Genomic DNA, 16,622 nt, shown 5'->3' with positions numbered 1-16,622 from the left:
ATGACAGTCACAATCGAAAACATCCACGCAAGAGAAATTTTTGATTCTAGAGGAAATCCAACCGTTGAGGTAGATGTTAGATTAACAGATGGAACATTAGGACGCGCAGCAGTACCCTCAGGAGCATCAACTGGAGACCGTGAAGCAGTTGAATTAAGAGATGGTGGAGACCGCCTTCAAGGGAAAGGCGTTTCTAAAGCCGTCGCAAATGTCAATGGCGAAATTTATGAAGCCTTGAAAGGACAATCACCATTTAATCAAGCAAAATTAGATCATTTGATGATTGAGCTTGACGGGACAAAAAATAAATCTCGTTTAGGGGCTAATGCAATTTTAGGGGTTTCTATGGCCATTTCTCGTGCGGCAGCGAATAGTGAAAAAATTCCACTCTATCGCTATCTTGGTGGAGTTGATTTGGAACTTCCACAACCATTTTTCAATGTCATTAATGGTGGAGTACATGCCGATTCAGGAATTGACGTTCAAGAATTTTTGATTACACCAGTCAAACGGGAAAGCTTTCGCGATGGTTTAGAAAAAATTGCAAATATCTACCATACTCTGAAGAAAATTTTAGCTGACAAAGGGCTAGAAACAGCCGTAGGTGATGAAGGTGGCTTTGCCCCTAAACTTGGTTCTACTGAAAATGCAATTGCTACACTTTATCAAGCAATTGAAAGTGCAGGATATGTTCCTGGTGAAGAAATTGCGATTGCCATTGACCCAGCTTCAAGTGAATTTTATGATGATAAAGAAAAAGTTTATCGTTTTGAAGGGCAAAAATTGACTTCTAAAGAACTATTGACTTACTATGAAAATTTAGTTGAAAAATATCCAGCACTTATTTCCATTGAAGATGGATTTTCTGAACATGACTGGGAGGGCTTTGCAGCTCAAACGAAAGCTCAAGGTCAAAAAATTCAATTAGTAGGTGATGATATTTTTGTGACAAATCCTGAAATTTTCAAAGAAGGAATTAAAAAAGGTGTAGCAAATGCTATTTTGATTAAACTTAATCAAATCGGAACAGTAACTGAAGCGATTGAAGCCATTAGTTTAGCGAGAAAAGCAGGCTATAAGACAATGATTTCTCATCGTTCAGGTGAAACAGTTGATAGCTACATTGCCGATTTTGCGGTAGCCATGCATGCTGGCCAAATAAAAACAGGTTCAATGGCTCGAAGTGAACGGGTTGAAAAATATAATCAATTCTTGCGAATTGAAGAAGAATTAGGAAAAGATGTAGCTCTTGCTAGTTTTCCAGGATAGATAAAAATAAAAAACATTAATTTTTATAATTAATGTTTTTTATTTTTAAGAATGTGAATTTATAAAGGAGAAAAGGGGATTCGAACCCCCGATACGCTTGTGACGTATACACACTTTCCAGGCGTGCTCCTTCGGCCACTCGGACACTTCTCCGATTACTTTAATATTATAACAAAATACCTTCTCGTTTAGCAATGACTTTTGAATGTTTTGTTTTGGCGATAAAGAATGTCATTTTTAGTAGAAATATAAAACTAAATGCTTAAAAGTGTCTAAAATTTGGTATAATAAGGGCTATGAATAAAATTCTCGAAGTAGAAAATTTAGTTTTTAAATATGAAAAAGAAAGCGATGTAAATCAGCTTAATGGGGTTTCCTTTTCGATTACAAAAGGGGAATGGGTTTCGATTATTGGCCAAAATGGTTCTGGTAAATCGACAACTGCTCGACTGATTGATGGTCTTTTTGAAGAATTTGAAGGAAAAGTCAAAATTGATGGAGAACTTTTGACTGCTGAAAATGTCTGGAATCTTCGTCGAAAGATTGGGATGGTTTTTCAAAATCCGGATAACCAATTTGTTGGGGCAACAGTTGAAGATGATGTCGCTTTTGGTATGGAAAATCAAGGAATTCCACGGGAAGAGATGATTAAACGAGTCGACGAAGCTTTGCTTGCTGTCAATATGCTTGATTTCAAAACCCGCGAACCCGCGAGACTTTCTGGTGGACAAAAGCAAAGGGTAGCTGTGGCCGGAATTATTGCTTTGCGACCTGAAATCATTATTCTTGATGAATCAACCTCAATGCTTGATCCGACCGGGCGTCAAGAGATTATGCGCGTGATTCATGAAATTAAAGAGAAATATCAACTGACCGTTTTATCTATTACTCATGACCTTGATGAAGCAGCAAGCTCTGACCGAATTTTAGTGATGAAAGCAGGAGAAATAATTAAGGAAGCGGCACCGTCTGAACTCTTTGCAACGAGTGAGGATATGGTTGAAATTGGACTAGATGTTCCCTTCTCTTCAAATTTAATGAAAGACCTGCGAAAAAATGGCTTTGATTTACCAGAAAAGTATCTGTCAGAAGACGAATTGGTAGAGCTTTTGGCTGATAAGTTGCGCTAAATTTACTGACAGAATTTCTGTCAGTTACACGCGATTAACGTGAGTGTGAAATTGGCGGATAAATGAAGTTTCTGTCAGTTCAAGGCGATTAATGAGAGTCCTTGAATCGGTGACTTAATAAAATTCTAGTATGCTAGAATTTCTGTCATTAAAATGGATATTATTGGATTTGAGAAAAAAGAAAAATGATTAAATTTGAAAAAGTAAATTATACTTATCAGCCCAACAGTCCCTTTGCCAGTCGTGCCCTTTTTGACATTGATTTAGAAGTCAAAAAAGGAAGTTACACGGCTTTGATTGGGCATACTGGTTCTGGTAAATCGACACTTTTGCAACATCTGAATGGATTGTTGCAACCTACACAAGGGACGGTTAGAGTAGGTGATATTGTTGTCACTTCAACAAGTAAACAAAAAGAGATTAAACCTGTCCGCAAAAAAGTAGGTGTAGTCTTTCAATTTCCTGAAAGCCAACTTTTTGAAGAAACGGTTTTAAAAGATGTCGCTTTTGGACCACAAAACTTTGGAATTTCAAAAGAAGAAGCTGAGAAAATTGCTGCTGAGAAACTGGAAATGGTTGGTCTTTCAAAAGAATTTTGGGAAAAATCTCCTTTTGAACTTTCAGGAGGACAAATGCGTCGTGTGGCCATTGCTGGGATTCTCGCGATGGAACCAGAAGTTTTGGTACTTGATGAACCAACAGCAGGCCTTGACCCAAAAGCTAGAATTGAGATGATGAAACTTTTTGAGAGTATTCATCAGACGGGTCAAACCGTTGTTTTAGTCACTCATTTAATGGATGACGTGGCCGATTATGCTGACTACGTTTATCTTCTTGAAAAAGGACATATTATCAGCTGCGGTACTCCGTCAGATGTTTTTCAAGAAGTTGATTTTTTGAAAGCACATGAATTGGGAGTGCCAAAAGCGACTCATTTTGCTGACCAACTTCAAAAAACAGGAGCCTATACTTTTGAAAAATTGCCAATCACACGAGCTGAACTTGTTAATTTACTGACAAGTCTGTCAGTAAAATCAGGAGGTGAAAACTGATGCAAAATATGCTGATGGGACGTTATATTCCAGGTGATAGTATCATTCACCGCATGGACCCGCGTTCAAAACTTTTGGTGATGATTGCTTTTGTTGTCATTATCTTTTTGGCTCATGATTGGTTAGGTTATCTTCTTTTAGTGCTTTACACTTTAGCGGGTGTTTTATTATCCAAGATTTCAGTTTCCTATTTTTTAAAAGGCCTACGGCCAATGATTGGTTTAATTCTGTTCACAGTTATATTCCAAATGCTTTTTACTAATGGTCAACATGTCATTTTTAGTCTATGGTTTATCAAAATTTCCACAGAATCTTTGATTAATGCCGTCTATATTTTCTTTCGCTTTGTCTTGATTATTTTTATGTCAACAATTTTGACGCTGACCACGCCACCATTGACCTTGGCTGATGGAATCGAAAAAGGCTTAGGACCTTTGAAAAAAATCAAAGTCCCTGTTCATGAATTAGGTTTGATGTTATCTATTTCTTTACGCTTTATTCCAACATTAATGGATGACACAACAATGATTATGAATGCTCAAAAAGCCAGAGGAATGGATTTTGGCGAAGGAAATTTACTGAAAAAAATCAAATCAGTCATTCCAATTTTAATTCCATTATTTGTCAGTTCTTTCCGCCGTGCGGATGACTTAGCAGTCGCAATGGAAAGCAGAGGCTATCAAGGGGGAGATGGACGTACAAAATACCGTCAACTCAAATGGAAAATGCGAGATAGCTTGCTCGTTGTATCTATTATCATAATGACAATTTTACTTATTTTATGGTCAAAAGTTTCCTAAATAAATGCTCAAGAGGAGAAAAAATGATTACTTTAAACGTAAATAGCTTGGAAAATGCAGAAATTTTTTGGAAAGAATTAGGTTTAGAAGATGAAGTAGCACTTAATGAAACCTATGACCCAAATCCTGAAACTTTAGCAATTTCAGTAGAAACAATTGGTGAAATTCATGATAAAATCATTGAACTTGGACTTCCTGTAAGTCCAATTACGCCAGCTGTTGATGGAAGATTCATGTTTTCTTTTATTGCTCCTGAGGACAATACCTTTATTGTTATTGGTGAATGGGTCGAAAGACCCTACACTGGAGAAATGCGCACTGAATTTTTTGAAAATGTAAAAGAACTAATTCCACTTGCGCCAGAACGTCTGTCAGAGCTGACAGAAGGCCAATTTGTACTTTTTGGACGTGTCACTTGTCCTTGGACCAGAAGATTTGTTAAGGCTCTTCCTGACTATGCTGACAAAATGATTTATTACGTTGACACAGAAAATACAGACCTCAATCCAGAATTACAAGCGATTCGCAAAGCTCACGAAGTAGAAACCGTTCCAACATTTATGAAGAGAAGTACTGACGGAACTTTTGTCAAATTTGATAAAAAGAAAGAAAGTCTTTCTGAGTTTATAAAATAAATGCTGACAGTTCTGTCAGTAAAAAAACAGTTTCGGCTGTTTTTTCTTTAAGCAGAATTGAAAATTTTCCAAATATTTGATAATTTGCTATAATATAGAACAATAATATTGTAGGTAAAATGATTCTGTCAGTAAATTTTTACTGACAGAATCATAAAAAGGCCTATAAAGTGTCATCAATAACTGAATGGCCCTAGAATGGAGTAAAAATGGAAGCACAAAAACTATCAGCACAAGAAATAATTCAATTTATCGGGAACGCTGAGAAAAAAACACGTGTCAAGGTAACCTTATCAGGAATGCCTAGTTTTAAAGCAGCTGGTTTTCTTGCTGAAAATGGGCGTCCAAATTTTAAGGCACTAGCCAATAAAGGAATCCAAGTTCTGGGAGATTTTCACACACATTACAGCTTAAAAATTATCATTGGAGATTGGCAAGCAGTACGTCCATTGCTTTCTGGCTTGACTGAGAATAAAGATTACACCCTAGAACTTGAAGGCCGAAATTCAGCTGTTCCTCTCCTTGATACCAGAGAAATCAATGCTCGAATTGAGCCAGGAGCAATTATTCGTGACCAAGTAACTATTGGCGATAGTGCGGTCATTATGATGGGGGCTATCATCAATATCGGAGCTGAAATTGGTGAAGGCACAATGATTGATATGGGGGCAATTTTGGGTGGCCGTGCGACGGTTGGTAAGAACTCTCATATTGGTGCTGGAGCTGTTTTGGCTGGTGTTATTGAGCCTGCAAGTGCTGAACCTGTTCGTGTTGGGGATAATGTCCTTGTGGGAGCCAATGCTGTTGTAATCGAAGGAGTACAAGTCGGTTCAGGTTCTGTTGTTGCAGCAGGGGCAATTGTTACCCAAGATGTTCCAGAAAACGTTGTTGTTGCTGGTGTTCCAGCTCGAATTATCAAAGAAATAGATGAAAAAACACAACAAAAAACGGCTTTAGAAGATGCCCTTAGAAATTTGTAAAATTAAAGAAATAGCTTATTTCTGAACTTTTGTTAATCTTAGCAAAAGTTTTTTTGCTAAAAAGAGCAATATACAGCCAAAAAAGAGTAAAATAAATAAAAAAGATTGAAATTAAGCTTAGTAACGAGGAAAAAATATGATAAATTTAATCGAAATCAGACGGCAGCTTCACCAAATTCCTGAAATTGGTCTTGAAGAATACGAAACTCAAAAGTATTTACTAGCCATTATTCAAGAACTGACTCAAAATAAACCATTTATTCAAGTAAGAACATGGCAAACCGGTATTCTAGTTTATCTAGCAGGAAGTCAGGGTCAAAAAACAATTGGTTGGCGAACAGATATTGACGGTCTGCCTATTGAGGAATTAACTGATTTACCTTATGCTAGTAAAAATGGACGAATGCACGCTTGTGGACATGATATTCACATGACCGTTGCTCTTGGTTTATTGGAAAAAATGAGTGAAAGCCAACCAAGAGATAATCTCCTCTTTCTCTTTCAACCTGCTGAAGAAAATGAAGCGGGCGGAAAATTAATGTATGATGCTGGAGCATTTGAAAATTGGCTTCCTGATGAATTTTATGGATTACATGTCAGACCAGATTTAAAAGTAGGTGATATCGCTACGAATCAGCATACGCTTTTTGCAGGGACTTGTGAAGTTGAATTATCCTTTATTGGAACAGGAGGACATGCTGCTTTTCCCCACACAGCAAATGACGCTTTGGTAGCAGCCGCTTATTTTATCACTCAGGTTCAGACGATTGTAAGCCGTAATGTGGATCCATTAGCTTCAGCAGTGGTTACATTTGGAAAAATGGAATCTGGGACAACGAATAATATTATCGCTGAACGTGCTTTTTTACATGGAACTATCCGGAGTCTGACCCAAGAAGTCAATGAATTGACCCAAAAACGTTTAAGAGAACTTGCAAATGGAATCGCGCAATCTTTTAACATGGAAATTGAGCTTAAACTTAAACAAGGCGGCTATCTTCCAGTTGAAAATCATCCTAAACTTGCTAAAGAACTGATGGAATTTTTCAAAAAAGAAACTAAGGCTAATCTTATTGACATCGCTCCAGCCATGACTGGTGAAGATTTTGGTTACCTTTTGAGCAAAATTCCTGGAGTCATGTTTTGGTTAGGAATTGATAGTGATGCTCCCCTTCATTCACAAAAAATGAATCCAGACGAGCACGTTCTCAATTTTGCTGTTGATACAATTAGCCAATTTTTACAATTTAAAGTTAATAGGTTATCAGAAGATGAAAAAACAATAAATTAATGGCTTTAATCTTAAGAATGGATATGTTAAGATAGGAGGATAGAGTTTTTTAAATCATTCAGTAGTTAAATTGTTACAATTGAACTTTTTTGAAATGATAAAAGTTATTTAGGGAAGAATAATGAAACAAAGAAGATTAAAATCAAAAGGAGCAAAAAAAGCTTTTTGGAAGCTTACCTTGCTTATAGGTGCGTTATTAATAGTGGTAGCGGGAGTAGGAACCTATTATTATGATCAAGGAGTTCAAAAGCAAAAAATTGCTTATGAAAAACAAGTAGATGAGGCGAGAAATGCAAAAGACAAGGCCTATGATTCAAGAAAAGCAAACGATATTGAACAGGCTCATAAGTTAATTGATAAGCTTCATGTTAAAGATAAAACTTCTTTAGATAAATCAATGAGCCAATTGACAAACTATTTGTCAGAGATTGACAAAGTGAACCAGATTGTTGCAAAAGCCCATGAAAATATAAGTGAAGAAGGAATAAAAAGCTCTGAAGAGGCTTTAGAATTATTAAAGGCTCCATATGAGAAATCAGACAAAGAAGCATTGGCAAAACAAGTAAATGCTGACAAACAAATACTTATTGAACGTCAAAAAGAAGCGGAGCGTATTGCGAACGTTCAAAATCAATATGCAAATAAAAAATTGATTGCCTTGACCTTTGATGATGGACCAAACCCTAATACGACCCCTCAATTATTAAAAATTTTATCAGATGCACAAGTTCCAGCAACCTTTTTTGCTTTAGGAAAACAAGCCCAAGCCTGCCCCCAAATTATTAAAGAAGAAGCTGATAGAGGAAATGAAGTCGCTTCGCATACATGGGACCATAAAGACTTGGTAACACTCTCACCAGACCAACAAAAGCAAGAAATTGAGAGTGCAAATCAGTTAATTAATAAAATTACAGGTAAAAACGTAACACTCTTCCGTCCACCTTATGGAAGTTATAATAAATCTGTTTTAAGTCAAACAAATTTAAGTGCAGTTAATTGGACTGTTGACACAAATGACTGGCGTTATCGTACAAGTGCTCCAGTTGTTCAAAATGTTTCGACTTACGCTCATGATGGAGCAATCATTTTGATGCATGATATTCACCAATGGTCAGTAGATGCTGTGCCGCAGATTATTCAAAATTTGAAAGCACAAGGTTATACCTTTGTAACGGTCAGCACTTTGCTAACAGTACAAGATGGGGGAGCTAAGGCTCAACAAGTTTATTTTGGTAGATAATAAAATAAGAAGAGGAGAAGTGATTCTGCTCTTTTTATTCGTTTTTAACGAAGGTTTATTCTAAAAAATTCATATCCAATGAGTTTATTCTTGACAACTTATGGGAAACTTGATATACTAATATAGTCGTTTGAGAGAAACGCAGGCGTGGCTCAACTGGATAGAGTACCTGACTACGAATCAGGCGGTTGTAGGTTCGAATCCTACCGCTTGCATAAACAGAATATGGCGAAAGTCATTTTTTTGTTTGATACTGATATTTTAGATAAAATGAGAGAAGTATCGGTAAGAATTTAAAAATTCTAAAATAATATTTGGAACTTCGCGATAAGCGCGAAGAACTGAATTGCTAAACGCTAAAGCGTCAAGCACTTCATGTCCGGGAAGTAGCTCAGCTTGGTAGAGCTCAAAGCATGCTTTGAGGCTGTGGATAGGAATTTGCGAAGCAAATTTACTTTACAAGTACTTTTAAAAGTGGAGATACTGAACAAAGAAGTTTCAAAAATTTAATATTAGCTACGGGAAGTAGCTCAGCTTGGTAGAGTACTTGGTTTGGGACCAAGGTGTCGCAGGTTCGAATCCTGTCTTCCCGATTACCGACTAACCCTAACTCATCTTTCGTGGATGAGTTTTTTTGATGTCAAAATTAAATAATCTTCCATAATTCTTGAAAGTGTTATCAAGATATGATAAAATTCAAGTGATAATGTGAGTTTAGAAAATTACTAAAAGCGAGCATTAAATGAAAGGAGCCATCATGGCATATAAATCACATAAATTTGGTAAACGTAACGGTAAAAAACATTTCAACGCAGTAGGCGTAAGAACTGCACCAAAACCAGAAGCTAAAAAAGAAGAAAAATAATTTTTGTTTAGGAATTTTAAATTACTTAAAATTGAATCCTAATCTCTTGATTTTCTAACTCATCTCTTGCAGATGAGTTTTTTTATTTAAATCACTTGTTCTAATGTGAAAAATATTGACAAAATAAGGATTTTTGGTATAATAGAAAAGTTGAATATAGCAGTCAGCTAGAAAGCTCGTCAACATTTTGCTGTTATGTCAGGGAGCGTAAGCTATTATACTCCTTGTGTCAAGTAACTGAAGCTATAAGCGAAGGTAAAATGAACGAATTCGAGGCTGTCAATATTCTTCAAATAAAATATTTGGAGGACATAAATTATGTCACGTTACACTGGTCCATCATGGAAACAATCACGCCGTTACGGTATCTCACTTTCTGGTTCTGGTAAAGAAATCGCTCGTCGTAACTACGTACCTGGACAACACGGTCCAAACAACCGTTCAAAACTTTCTGAATACGGTCTTCAATTGGCTGAAAAACAAAAACTTCGTTTTTCATACGGTCTTTCTGAACGTCAATTCCGTAACTTGTACATTGCTGCAACTAAAGTTAAAGAAGGAACTGTTGGTTTCAACTTCATGACTTTGCTTGAACAACGTCTTGATAACGTAGTTTTCCGTCTTGGTCTTGCGACTACTCGTCGTCAAGCACGTCAATTCGTAAACCACGGACATATCCTTGTTGACGGAAAACGCGTTGATATCCCATCATTCCGCGTACAACCTGGTCAAGTGATCTCAGTTCGCGAAAAATCTATGAAAGTTCCTGCAATCCTTGAAGCTGTTGAAGCTACTAAAGGTCGCGCTAACTTCGTATCATTTGATGCTGATAAACTTGAAGGAACTCTTGTTCGTCTTCCTGAACGTGATGAAATCAACCCAGAAATCAATGAAGCATTGATCGTTGAATTCTACAACAAAATGATGTAATTTCTTATTAAGAGAAAATATAGCTCTAAGCCCTATCTAACAGGGTTTAGAGCTTTTTTATTTCTATTTAAAATGCAATTACCTACGTTTTTACTAACGTTAGCTCTAAAAATTAGCGTATTTTGCGAAAAGTTCTACAGCCTCAGATTCCTTTTCTTTTTCCAGATGGCTATAAATATCCATAGTCATTTTTATACTTGCATGTCCTAATCTTGTTTGAATTTCCTTATATGATACTCCAGCATTCAATAATAATGATGCATGAGAATGCCGAAAGCCATGAAATCCAATATCATGAAGTTCAGTAGCTTTAAAAGTAGCCTGTAGTGATTTTCTAAGCCGTTGATAGTCGAGTATTTTACCTTGATTTGTAGGAAAAATAAGTGATTGATTAGGTTCGCCAAGCTTTAAAAAGTATGACTTTTGATATAAATGCCAACGTTGCAAGTGTGATATTGTTTTGCTGTCAATGATAACTACTCGCTTACTATGCTTTGTTTTCGGTGTATCTTGTATTGTTTGGTGTCCAGTAGTAGTTTTACTGACAGAAATTGTCTGCTTTTCGAAGTCAATATCAGACCATGATAAGGCGGTAGCCTCTCCAATACGCAAACCCGAAGCTGTCAGTAAGCGACAAATTGATCTTAGTTCATTATTTACCCAAGTATTTGGTAAACTCTCCATATAATCAAAGTAGTTTTGCAACTGTTCTTTGTTGAAATGCTTTACTTCACGTTCAGTGGTTTCCATTTTAACATTAGGGACAATAACAGTTAGGCATGGGTTAGAACTTACCAATCCCATAGAAATCGCATATTTAAATATCCTATTGGTCACATTGAGAAGAAGTTTATAGCCTTTAGCATTCCCTTTATTTCTTCTCATTGCTCCATTAAGTGGTTGACCTGCATTTTTAGCCCAGCAATTGACTTGCAGTTGAATTTGAGAAGTTGTCAGTCTATCAATTTTAGTATTTCCAAAAGCTGGCAAGATATATCTGTTTAGATTAGACCGCATTATCTCTATTGAATGGCTTTTGACTGTATGTTGGTACATATCAAACCACGATTCAGCAACCTCAGCAAATTTCTTTAGCTGCTTTTCTTTTTTCATGCATCCATTTTTAATAAAATCATTCTGCAGACGTTGAAGTTTAGTTTTAATGTCTTTTTTTGTGCGTCCTCTAACATCAGTTCGCACTTGCTTACCTGTCAGCACATCAGTACCAATATAAGCACCCCGAAGAATATAACGCACTTCTCCGCCTTTTGTTTTGTATTCTTTTATATTTAGTTTGTTCATGTTGATCTGTCTTTCTAGCACCGCACGTACGCAAAAGTCAAAACATGAAGAGATTTAGTTAGAGGAATTTTAGTAGTTATTCATTTTTTTCGGAGTCATCGAATTCATTATGGAAAACCATTTCCGCAGACTGTTTAATGAAATCCCAGCCTTTATCAGAAATCATTCCACTTATCTCAGTAAGTCGTTGTAAATCGGAAACACGTTCGGGCATATCGTCAAGCATATAAAGTAATTGCCATAGCATATTTTTTACATCTTCATTATTACTAAACTTTTCTTTAAATTCTTTGTCAGTTGGATAGTGAATTGTAAAGCTTTCCCATATATCGTCTTCTTCCTGTTTTAAAAATTTTTCTCTATATACATCGAATTCTTTTACAGAATTGAAATTCAGTTTATCTTGATGATCAGATTTTTTTTCAACAAGGTCAGATTTTGAAATACCAAAGAAGTCAGCCATCATCTCAATTTTATCAATACGAGGATAAGTATTTGCTTTTAACCAGTCTCGAACCGTTGAATAACTAAGATCAAGTGAATCGGCAAGATTTGCTACGGTCATTCCATGTTTGTCTAATTCACTTTTAAGGTTTCCGGCCATTATTTCTTTATTATCTAAGTCTTTTTTTATCATATATACCACTATTCCTTTAGCTTTAAAACGACTTGAAAGCATCGCTAAGCAACAAGAGCTTAAATTTAATGGTGGCAGCTTAAGAAGTAAAAAAGAGTTGGCTTATCGAATCGCTCGCCCTATCTTTGAAACTTATGAGTTGGCTTACGGAGTGTATGCGGAAGGACTAGGCGTATCAGCGTTAAATATCTCAGTTAATTTGATGAATGACGGAGTGCAACAATATGCAGAGCAATTAAAAGAAGTTCTAACAAAATAATATAAATTGAAAAGAGGGATAGATGAAATTTAGTACAGAATATGGCTATTTGATTAAAGCAATCCAAGAATACCCTTTTACAGAGCAGATAAAAGAAAGGATTGAACAGATTGAAAACCCACTTAGACGAACCGATATAAACTCAGGAATAAAGGCCCAGAATAAACCGCAAGACCCTAAAGTATTATTGGATTTAATCAAGAAAGAATCTGATCCAGTTCTACATAAATACGAACTCTATAAAAAAGCCATTGAGTTGGTCAAATATAAAATGTTGCCAGAAGATTGGGAAATTATCAGGCAAGCGTACATTCTAAAATCCATGACAGTCGAGGGAGCTGGAGCTAAATACCTGTACTATGGTAAAACTCAGAGCTACAATAAAGTAGTGAAGCCTTTCTTTATGGAAGTTGAGAGGACCATCTTTGAAATATCTGCGAGTGAGAAATTCTCTTTCAAGGTTTCAGTAAAATAAAGAGCTGGCCAATTGGTCGGTTTTTTTATTATACTCAAGTCGCATGTTTTGATAGATATTATAAATATGAGACAATAAAAATTTATATTAGAAAGTAGGTAATTATGCAAAGAAAAAATCTAAAAAATGATACTGACTATCCACTGATTATGACCCGAGAATTAGCAGCTGAATTTATTGGTGTAAGTGGTCCTACATTTGATAAGTATTATCGCTATGCACATAATTTCCCAGTTGTGAAAAATGGAGATGTTGAAGAAGCTTTTCCACGAGATCCAATCATTAAATGGATTGCGGATAATTGGCAATTATTGGAAAAAAGGAGAAAGAGATAGAATGCTAAAGTTTTAGTAATTTCTGTCAAGTGTTATTGATAAAATTTTTGATAAATCATAAAATCAAAAAATAGTCAACGAAAATATATGTGAAATAATGTATTTTAATGTAAAATTCTGTTATAATGTGCTTAATGAAAAATATAACTATGAGGAAAAGTAATGAATGAAAAATTTAAATCTGAGTCAGACTTGGTTGATAGTTTTATAATTCAGTATGAAAAAAAATACTCTGGAATATTTGTGAAGGAATTGCCTATACGATACGGAAATATTGATGTTGTAAGAATAAAAAACAGTGCTCTTCCTTTCTCAATGGAGCAAATTGATGTACTCTCACGTCCATCGGCAGCCTTGATTTTTACTAAAATAAAAAATGAAAGGCCAATTTCCAGAAATTCAATTGAAAAAAATGTTGGCTTAAGTGGATCAACAATAGCACAAACATTATCAATGTTATTAAGTACAGGTTTGATAGAGAAAACGGACAATGGCTGTTTCTTTAGAAAGACAAAATTTGTTTTTCCTAAGACAATGGTAGTAGGATACGAAGCAAAACTTACTGATTTTAACAAGGCTTTTTATCAAGCTAAAGGTAACAAAGAATATGTTGACTATAGTTATTTAGTATTTCCATTAGATATCGCTAAAAGACTTGTTGAAAGAAAGAGGGACCTTTTAGAACACAATGGTATTGGCTTAATAGGAGTATCTGAAACTAGAACTTTTACATTATTGAGAGCAACAAAAACAAGTAAAATGAAAGATAGTGTACGTTTATTAGGTTTAGTAAAAGCCAATCAGATGATAAATTAATCTTTAGTCAGTAAAGGAGAGGTTGTGAATTTTGAAGAAGTAATTAAAGAGAGTATTTTATCCTCATCAATAATTGATGAGGATAATTTTGGAAAGATTAAACAAAATAAAAAAAGAGGGCAGTCATATACTTTTACTATTTTCGATTTAGAGGGTAACCCTTTATATATGGCCAAATTTTTTGATTATTTAGTTGATTTAAAAAAAGAAGTAGTGGTAAGTAATTTAGATCAATTTTCTGATTTAGATGATTTAATTCAAAACATAGAATCTCTTCCAGGAATGGCTTACGTACCTTATGATATTGGCGAAATGATAGATAAAATTCAATTTCAACAAAGATGCTTTAAGCGTTATATAAATGTTTGCCAGCGAGAAGAAATTGATTGTTTCCCTGATATTCTTTTTAGTATCGAAGAATTGAAAGTAAATAATTCGTTTTATGGCTTATTGATAGAAAACTATATAGATGGGGTAACGTTGGAGCAGTTTCTTCCTATACCAAATGAGCAAAGAGTACAATTATCATTTGATTTCCTTATGCAAATGAGTAACGTATTAACTCAACTTGAAGTTGAAGGAATAGTACATAGAGATTTATCTCCAGACAATATTATGTATAAAAACGGTACTTTTGTCGTTATTGATCCAGGAATGGTGAAGATATCTGATGACAATCCGGCGACACAATCTAGTATGATTCTGGGGAAATTTCAATATGCATCTCCAGAACAGTTTGTAGGAAATGCTAAATTATCAACATTTAAAAGTGATTTGTATTCTCTAGGAATTGTAGCATTGGAAATATTGATTGGCTATAATCCACTGGGTGAAATAGTAAATGAGATGAGAAGCGGTGCAATGATTCAAAATCACATACCACACGTAGAGTTACTTAAGAGATTTGAGAGGGAAATTGAAGACGATTACTATGAGACTGTTGGTGAAAATGAATTTACCTCTAGATTGCTTCTTATAATAAAAAAAATGATACAGGTCCAAGAGGAACTAAGGTTTGGCTCAGTTGAAGCATTTAACACTTTAATGCAAGGGCTCAAAGAAAGGGAATTATATGACTAAGTTACTTGCTCAACATGGAGCGGCTAAAGGCAGAAAAATAACTGAGGGTTTATCAACTGCAGGATTGGAAGGTGCGATTTTTTCTCCTAATGATGAAAAGTTATCTTCTATTATAGATTATGTATTAAGTACGGAAGGATTGAATAAAAGCAATACTTTTTTGGACCCCCAATTCTATTTTTCTGTTTATGATGAAGGGTTACTAAAAAAGCTGGGAGAACTGCAAACATACCCCTCTAATATAGCTCGAAGAGATTGGCGTAGAAAAAGTGACTCTATAATGGACTATATTAATGAGCACTCTACAAATAGTAGGAATATCTCTAATACGCTGATAACTCCAGGTTTTTATATTGACAATGTAGATTGGCATTTTGATTATTCAATTGATATTTATAATCATTGTTTAGAAAACTTTGAATTTGATCATTACGCTTTATCTTTACTAGTAGATTATTCTTTTTTTTCTAACAAAACCAATGTTGATGAATTTATAGAAGAAATCAATGATACTGTAGTTGAAAAAGATTATATATATCTTACTTTTTGTTATGAAAATAAATCAGAAAGTAACTATGAAGAGATGGATTCTTCTAATCTTGGAAATATGTTATACACAATCTACAGGTTAAATCAAGCTGGCTTCAAAATAATATTAGGATATACATTTATGAATTCTATTTTATTTTCAATATTAGATTGTGAGTTTGTCAGTTCTGGCTGGTTTAATACTTTGCGTAAGTTTCAAAAAACTAAATTTGATTTATCGCCAACGTTTGGACGAAGAAAACAGAGATATACAAGTGTTCCATTGTTAAGTTATATAACTTTTGAGGATTTGAAAACAATTGTTAGTACTCCAGGTATAGAATATGATGATGTGTTAAGTGGGTCAAGTTATGATACAAGATTAATTGAGTCTAGTGAATCACTTTCTTTCGTAGATTTAGAACAACAATATTGGGAGAGCATATCAAAGGGGGTACTCATGATTTCAGAGTCTACAACCATTGAAAAAAGAATTGTAAATATGCGTACAGCCATTAATAATGCAATTCAGTTATATAAAAAAGCAATTGATGTTTTGAATGAAAAGGATGAGTTAGAAAGTGCTAAAAGATTAAAAAATGCATCTAAGCATTTGGTTACATGGTTAGAGGCAATTGATATCTTTCAAGCGACTGCTGTCATAATCTAACCATTTAAAATAAAAAGCACTAAATAAGTGCCTGGTCATGGTTCTCAATTTTACGCACGGCGGTGCAATTTTTAACAACGTATTTAACTACGTTAGTAAGTTATGTTAAACTATCTTATGTTAATAACTTTTATATGCGTTGTTTATGTAGCAAGGTTAGATTCATTTAAATGTGTATAAGTATTGGTATAAAGCCAACAAAATGATGTAATTTCTTATTTGCATTTTGAAATCGCTCCTGTTTGGGAGCGATTTTTTTGTGACTTTTTTGGTAAAATAGAGGTAGGACACTGTCCTTTAAAATTGATGACAAAAACTAGTTAAGGAT

At 34.9% G+C, this 16,622-nt stretch carries 17 protein-coding genes and 3 tRNA genes; 17 read left to right on the top strand and 3 right to left on the bottom strand.

The genetic code is table 11. The features are described 5' to 3' along the window. The gene (eno, locus tag IAE51_RS06420) at positions 1-1,269 is read left to right on the top strand and encodes a phosphopyruvate hydratase (RefSeq protein ID WP_003131198.1); all 1,269 of its coding nucleotides are present in this window, start codon (positions 1-3) and stop codon (positions 1,267-1,269) included. A gap of 65 nt (positions 1,270-1,334) precedes the next feature. On the opposite strand, the gene IAE51_RS06415 is transcribed toward eno, so the two are convergent. Continuing rightward, a tRNA-Ser gene (locus IAE51_RS06415) sits at positions 1,335-1,422 on the bottom strand. Between the two features lie 143 nt (positions 1,423-1,565). On the opposite strand from IAE51_RS06415, the gene IAE51_RS06410 reads away from it, so the two are divergent. The 10 genes from IAE51_RS06410 (at position 1,566) to rpsD (ending at position 10,192) form a co-directional block, all read left to right on the top strand. Continuing rightward, positions 1,566-2,399 (top strand): energy-coupling factor ABC transporter ATP-binding protein, encoded by an 834-nt coding sequence (locus IAE51_RS06410; protein ID WP_004255784.1) that lies wholly within the window; start codon positions 1,566-1,568, stop codon positions 2,397-2,399. A gap of 185 nt (positions 2,400-2,584) precedes the next feature. Further along, positions 2,585-3,451 carry an energy-coupling factor ABC transporter ATP-binding protein gene (locus IAE51_RS06405; RefSeq protein WP_015425751.1) on the top strand — a complete coding sequence of 289 codons (867 nt, stop codon included), beginning with the start codon at positions 2,585-2,587 and terminating at the stop codon, positions 3,449-3,451. Further along, positions 3,451-4,251 (top strand): energy-coupling factor transporter transmembrane protein EcfT, encoded by an 801-nt coding sequence (locus IAE51_RS06400; protein WP_004255779.1) that lies wholly within the window; start codon positions 3,451-3,453, stop codon positions 4,249-4,251. The genes IAE51_RS06405 and IAE51_RS06400 overlap by 1 nt, the downstream gene beginning before the upstream one ends. 23 nt (positions 4,252-4,274) lie before the next feature. Beyond that, positions 4,275-4,886 carry a thiol-disulfide isomerase gene (locus IAE51_RS06395; protein WP_200095016.1) on the top strand — a complete coding sequence of 204 codons (612 nt, stop codon included), beginning with the start codon at positions 4,275-4,277 and terminating at the stop codon, positions 4,884-4,886. 209 nt (positions 4,887-5,095) lie between these two features. Beyond that, the gene (dapD, locus tag IAE51_RS06390) at positions 5,096-5,866 is read left to right on the top strand and encodes a 2,3,4,5-tetrahydropyridine-2,6-dicarboxylate N-acetyltransferase (RefSeq protein WP_010905260.1); all 771 of its coding nucleotides are present in this window, start codon (positions 5,096-5,098) and stop codon (positions 5,864-5,866) included. Positions 5,867-6,002: 136 nt separating this feature from the next. After that, positions 6,003-7,157, top strand: coding sequence for an N-acetyldiaminopimelate deacetylase (locus IAE51_RS06385; RefSeq protein ID WP_124137155.1), 1,155 nt, complete (start codon positions 6,003-6,005; stop codon positions 7,155-7,157). A gap of 121 nt (positions 7,158-7,278) precedes the next feature. Continuing rightward, positions 7,279-8,397 (top strand): polysaccharide deacetylase family protein, encoded by a 1,119-nt coding sequence (locus tag IAE51_RS06380; protein ID WP_021723048.1) that lies wholly within the window; start codon positions 7,279-7,281, stop codon positions 8,395-8,397. 141 nt (positions 8,398-8,538) lie between these two features. Further along, positions 8,539-8,612: transfer RNA gene (locus IAE51_RS06375), tRNA-Arg, on the top strand. Positions 8,613-8,916: 304 nt separating this feature from the next. Beyond that, a tRNA-Pro gene (locus IAE51_RS06370) sits at positions 8,917-8,990 on the top strand. 590 nt (positions 8,991-9,580) lie between these two features. After that, positions 9,581-10,192, top strand: a complete 612-nt coding sequence (rpsD, locus tag IAE51_RS06365) for a 30S ribosomal protein S4 (RefSeq protein ID WP_004255752.1) — start codon at positions 9,581-9,583, stop codon at positions 10,190-10,192. A 105-nt stretch (positions 10,193-10,297) separates the two neighbouring features. Here the strand turns inward: rpsD and IAE51_RS06360 are convergent, their stop codons facing one another. Together IAE51_RS06360 and IAE51_RS06355 are read right to left on the bottom strand one after the other, a co-directional pair. Further along, the gene (locus IAE51_RS06360; RefSeq protein ID WP_200095014.1) at positions 10,298-11,494 is read right to left on the bottom strand and encodes a site-specific integrase; all 1,197 of its coding nucleotides are present in this window, start codon (positions 11,492-11,494) and stop codon (positions 10,298-10,300) included. 76 nt (positions 11,495-11,570) lie between these two features. Continuing rightward, positions 11,571-12,131, bottom strand: a complete 561-nt coding sequence (locus IAE51_RS06355; RefSeq protein ID WP_200095012.1) for a helix-turn-helix transcriptional regulator — start codon at positions 12,129-12,131, stop codon at positions 11,571-11,573. A 97-nt stretch (positions 12,132-12,228) separates the two neighbouring features. Between IAE51_RS06355 and IAE51_RS06350 the strand changes: the two genes are divergently transcribed. The 6 genes from IAE51_RS06350 to IAE51_RS06325 all read left to right on the top strand — a co-directional run bounded on the left by IAE51_RS06350 (position 12,229) and on the right by IAE51_RS06325 (position 16,294). Next, positions 12,229-12,390, top strand: coding sequence for a hypothetical protein (locus IAE51_RS06350; protein WP_200095010.1), 162 nt, complete (start codon positions 12,229-12,231; stop codon positions 12,388-12,390). A 22-nt stretch (positions 12,391-12,412) separates the two neighbouring features. Continuing rightward, positions 12,413-12,865, top strand: coding sequence for a hypothetical protein (locus IAE51_RS06345; protein ID WP_200095008.1), 453 nt, complete (start codon positions 12,413-12,415; stop codon positions 12,863-12,865). A 104-nt stretch (positions 12,866-12,969) separates the two neighbouring features. Then, entirely contained in the window at positions 12,970-13,200 is a 231-nt protein-coding gene (locus IAE51_RS06340) for a hypothetical protein (RefSeq protein ID WP_200095006.1), read from the top strand. 162 nt (positions 13,201-13,362) lie between these two features. Further along, the gene (locus IAE51_RS06335) at positions 13,363-14,016 is read left to right on the top strand and encodes a hypothetical protein (RefSeq protein WP_200095004.1); all 654 of its coding nucleotides are present in this window, start codon (positions 13,363-13,365) and stop codon (positions 14,014-14,016) included. A 24-nt stretch (positions 14,017-14,040) separates the two neighbouring features. Further along, positions 14,041-15,096 carry a protein kinase gene (locus IAE51_RS06330; RefSeq protein ID WP_200095002.1) on the top strand — a complete coding sequence of 352 codons (1,056 nt, stop codon included), beginning with the start codon at positions 14,041-14,043 and terminating at the stop codon, positions 15,094-15,096. Then, entirely contained in the window at positions 15,089-16,294 is a 1,206-nt protein-coding gene (locus IAE51_RS06325) for a hypothetical protein (RefSeq protein ID WP_200095000.1), read from the top strand. Before IAE51_RS06330 ends, IAE51_RS06325 begins: the two co-directional genes overlap by 8 nt. Positions 16,295-16,622: the final 328 nt, after the last annotated feature.

This window comes from Lactococcus sp. S64 (assembly GCF_016516525.1).
In the GTDB taxonomy this organism is placed as follows: Bacteria; Bacillota; Bacilli; order Lactobacillales; family Streptococcaceae; genus Lactococcus; species Lactococcus lactis.
The sequence above is the reverse complement of the archived record's forward strand: the minus strand, read 5'-3'. Positions and strand labels throughout refer to the sequence as shown.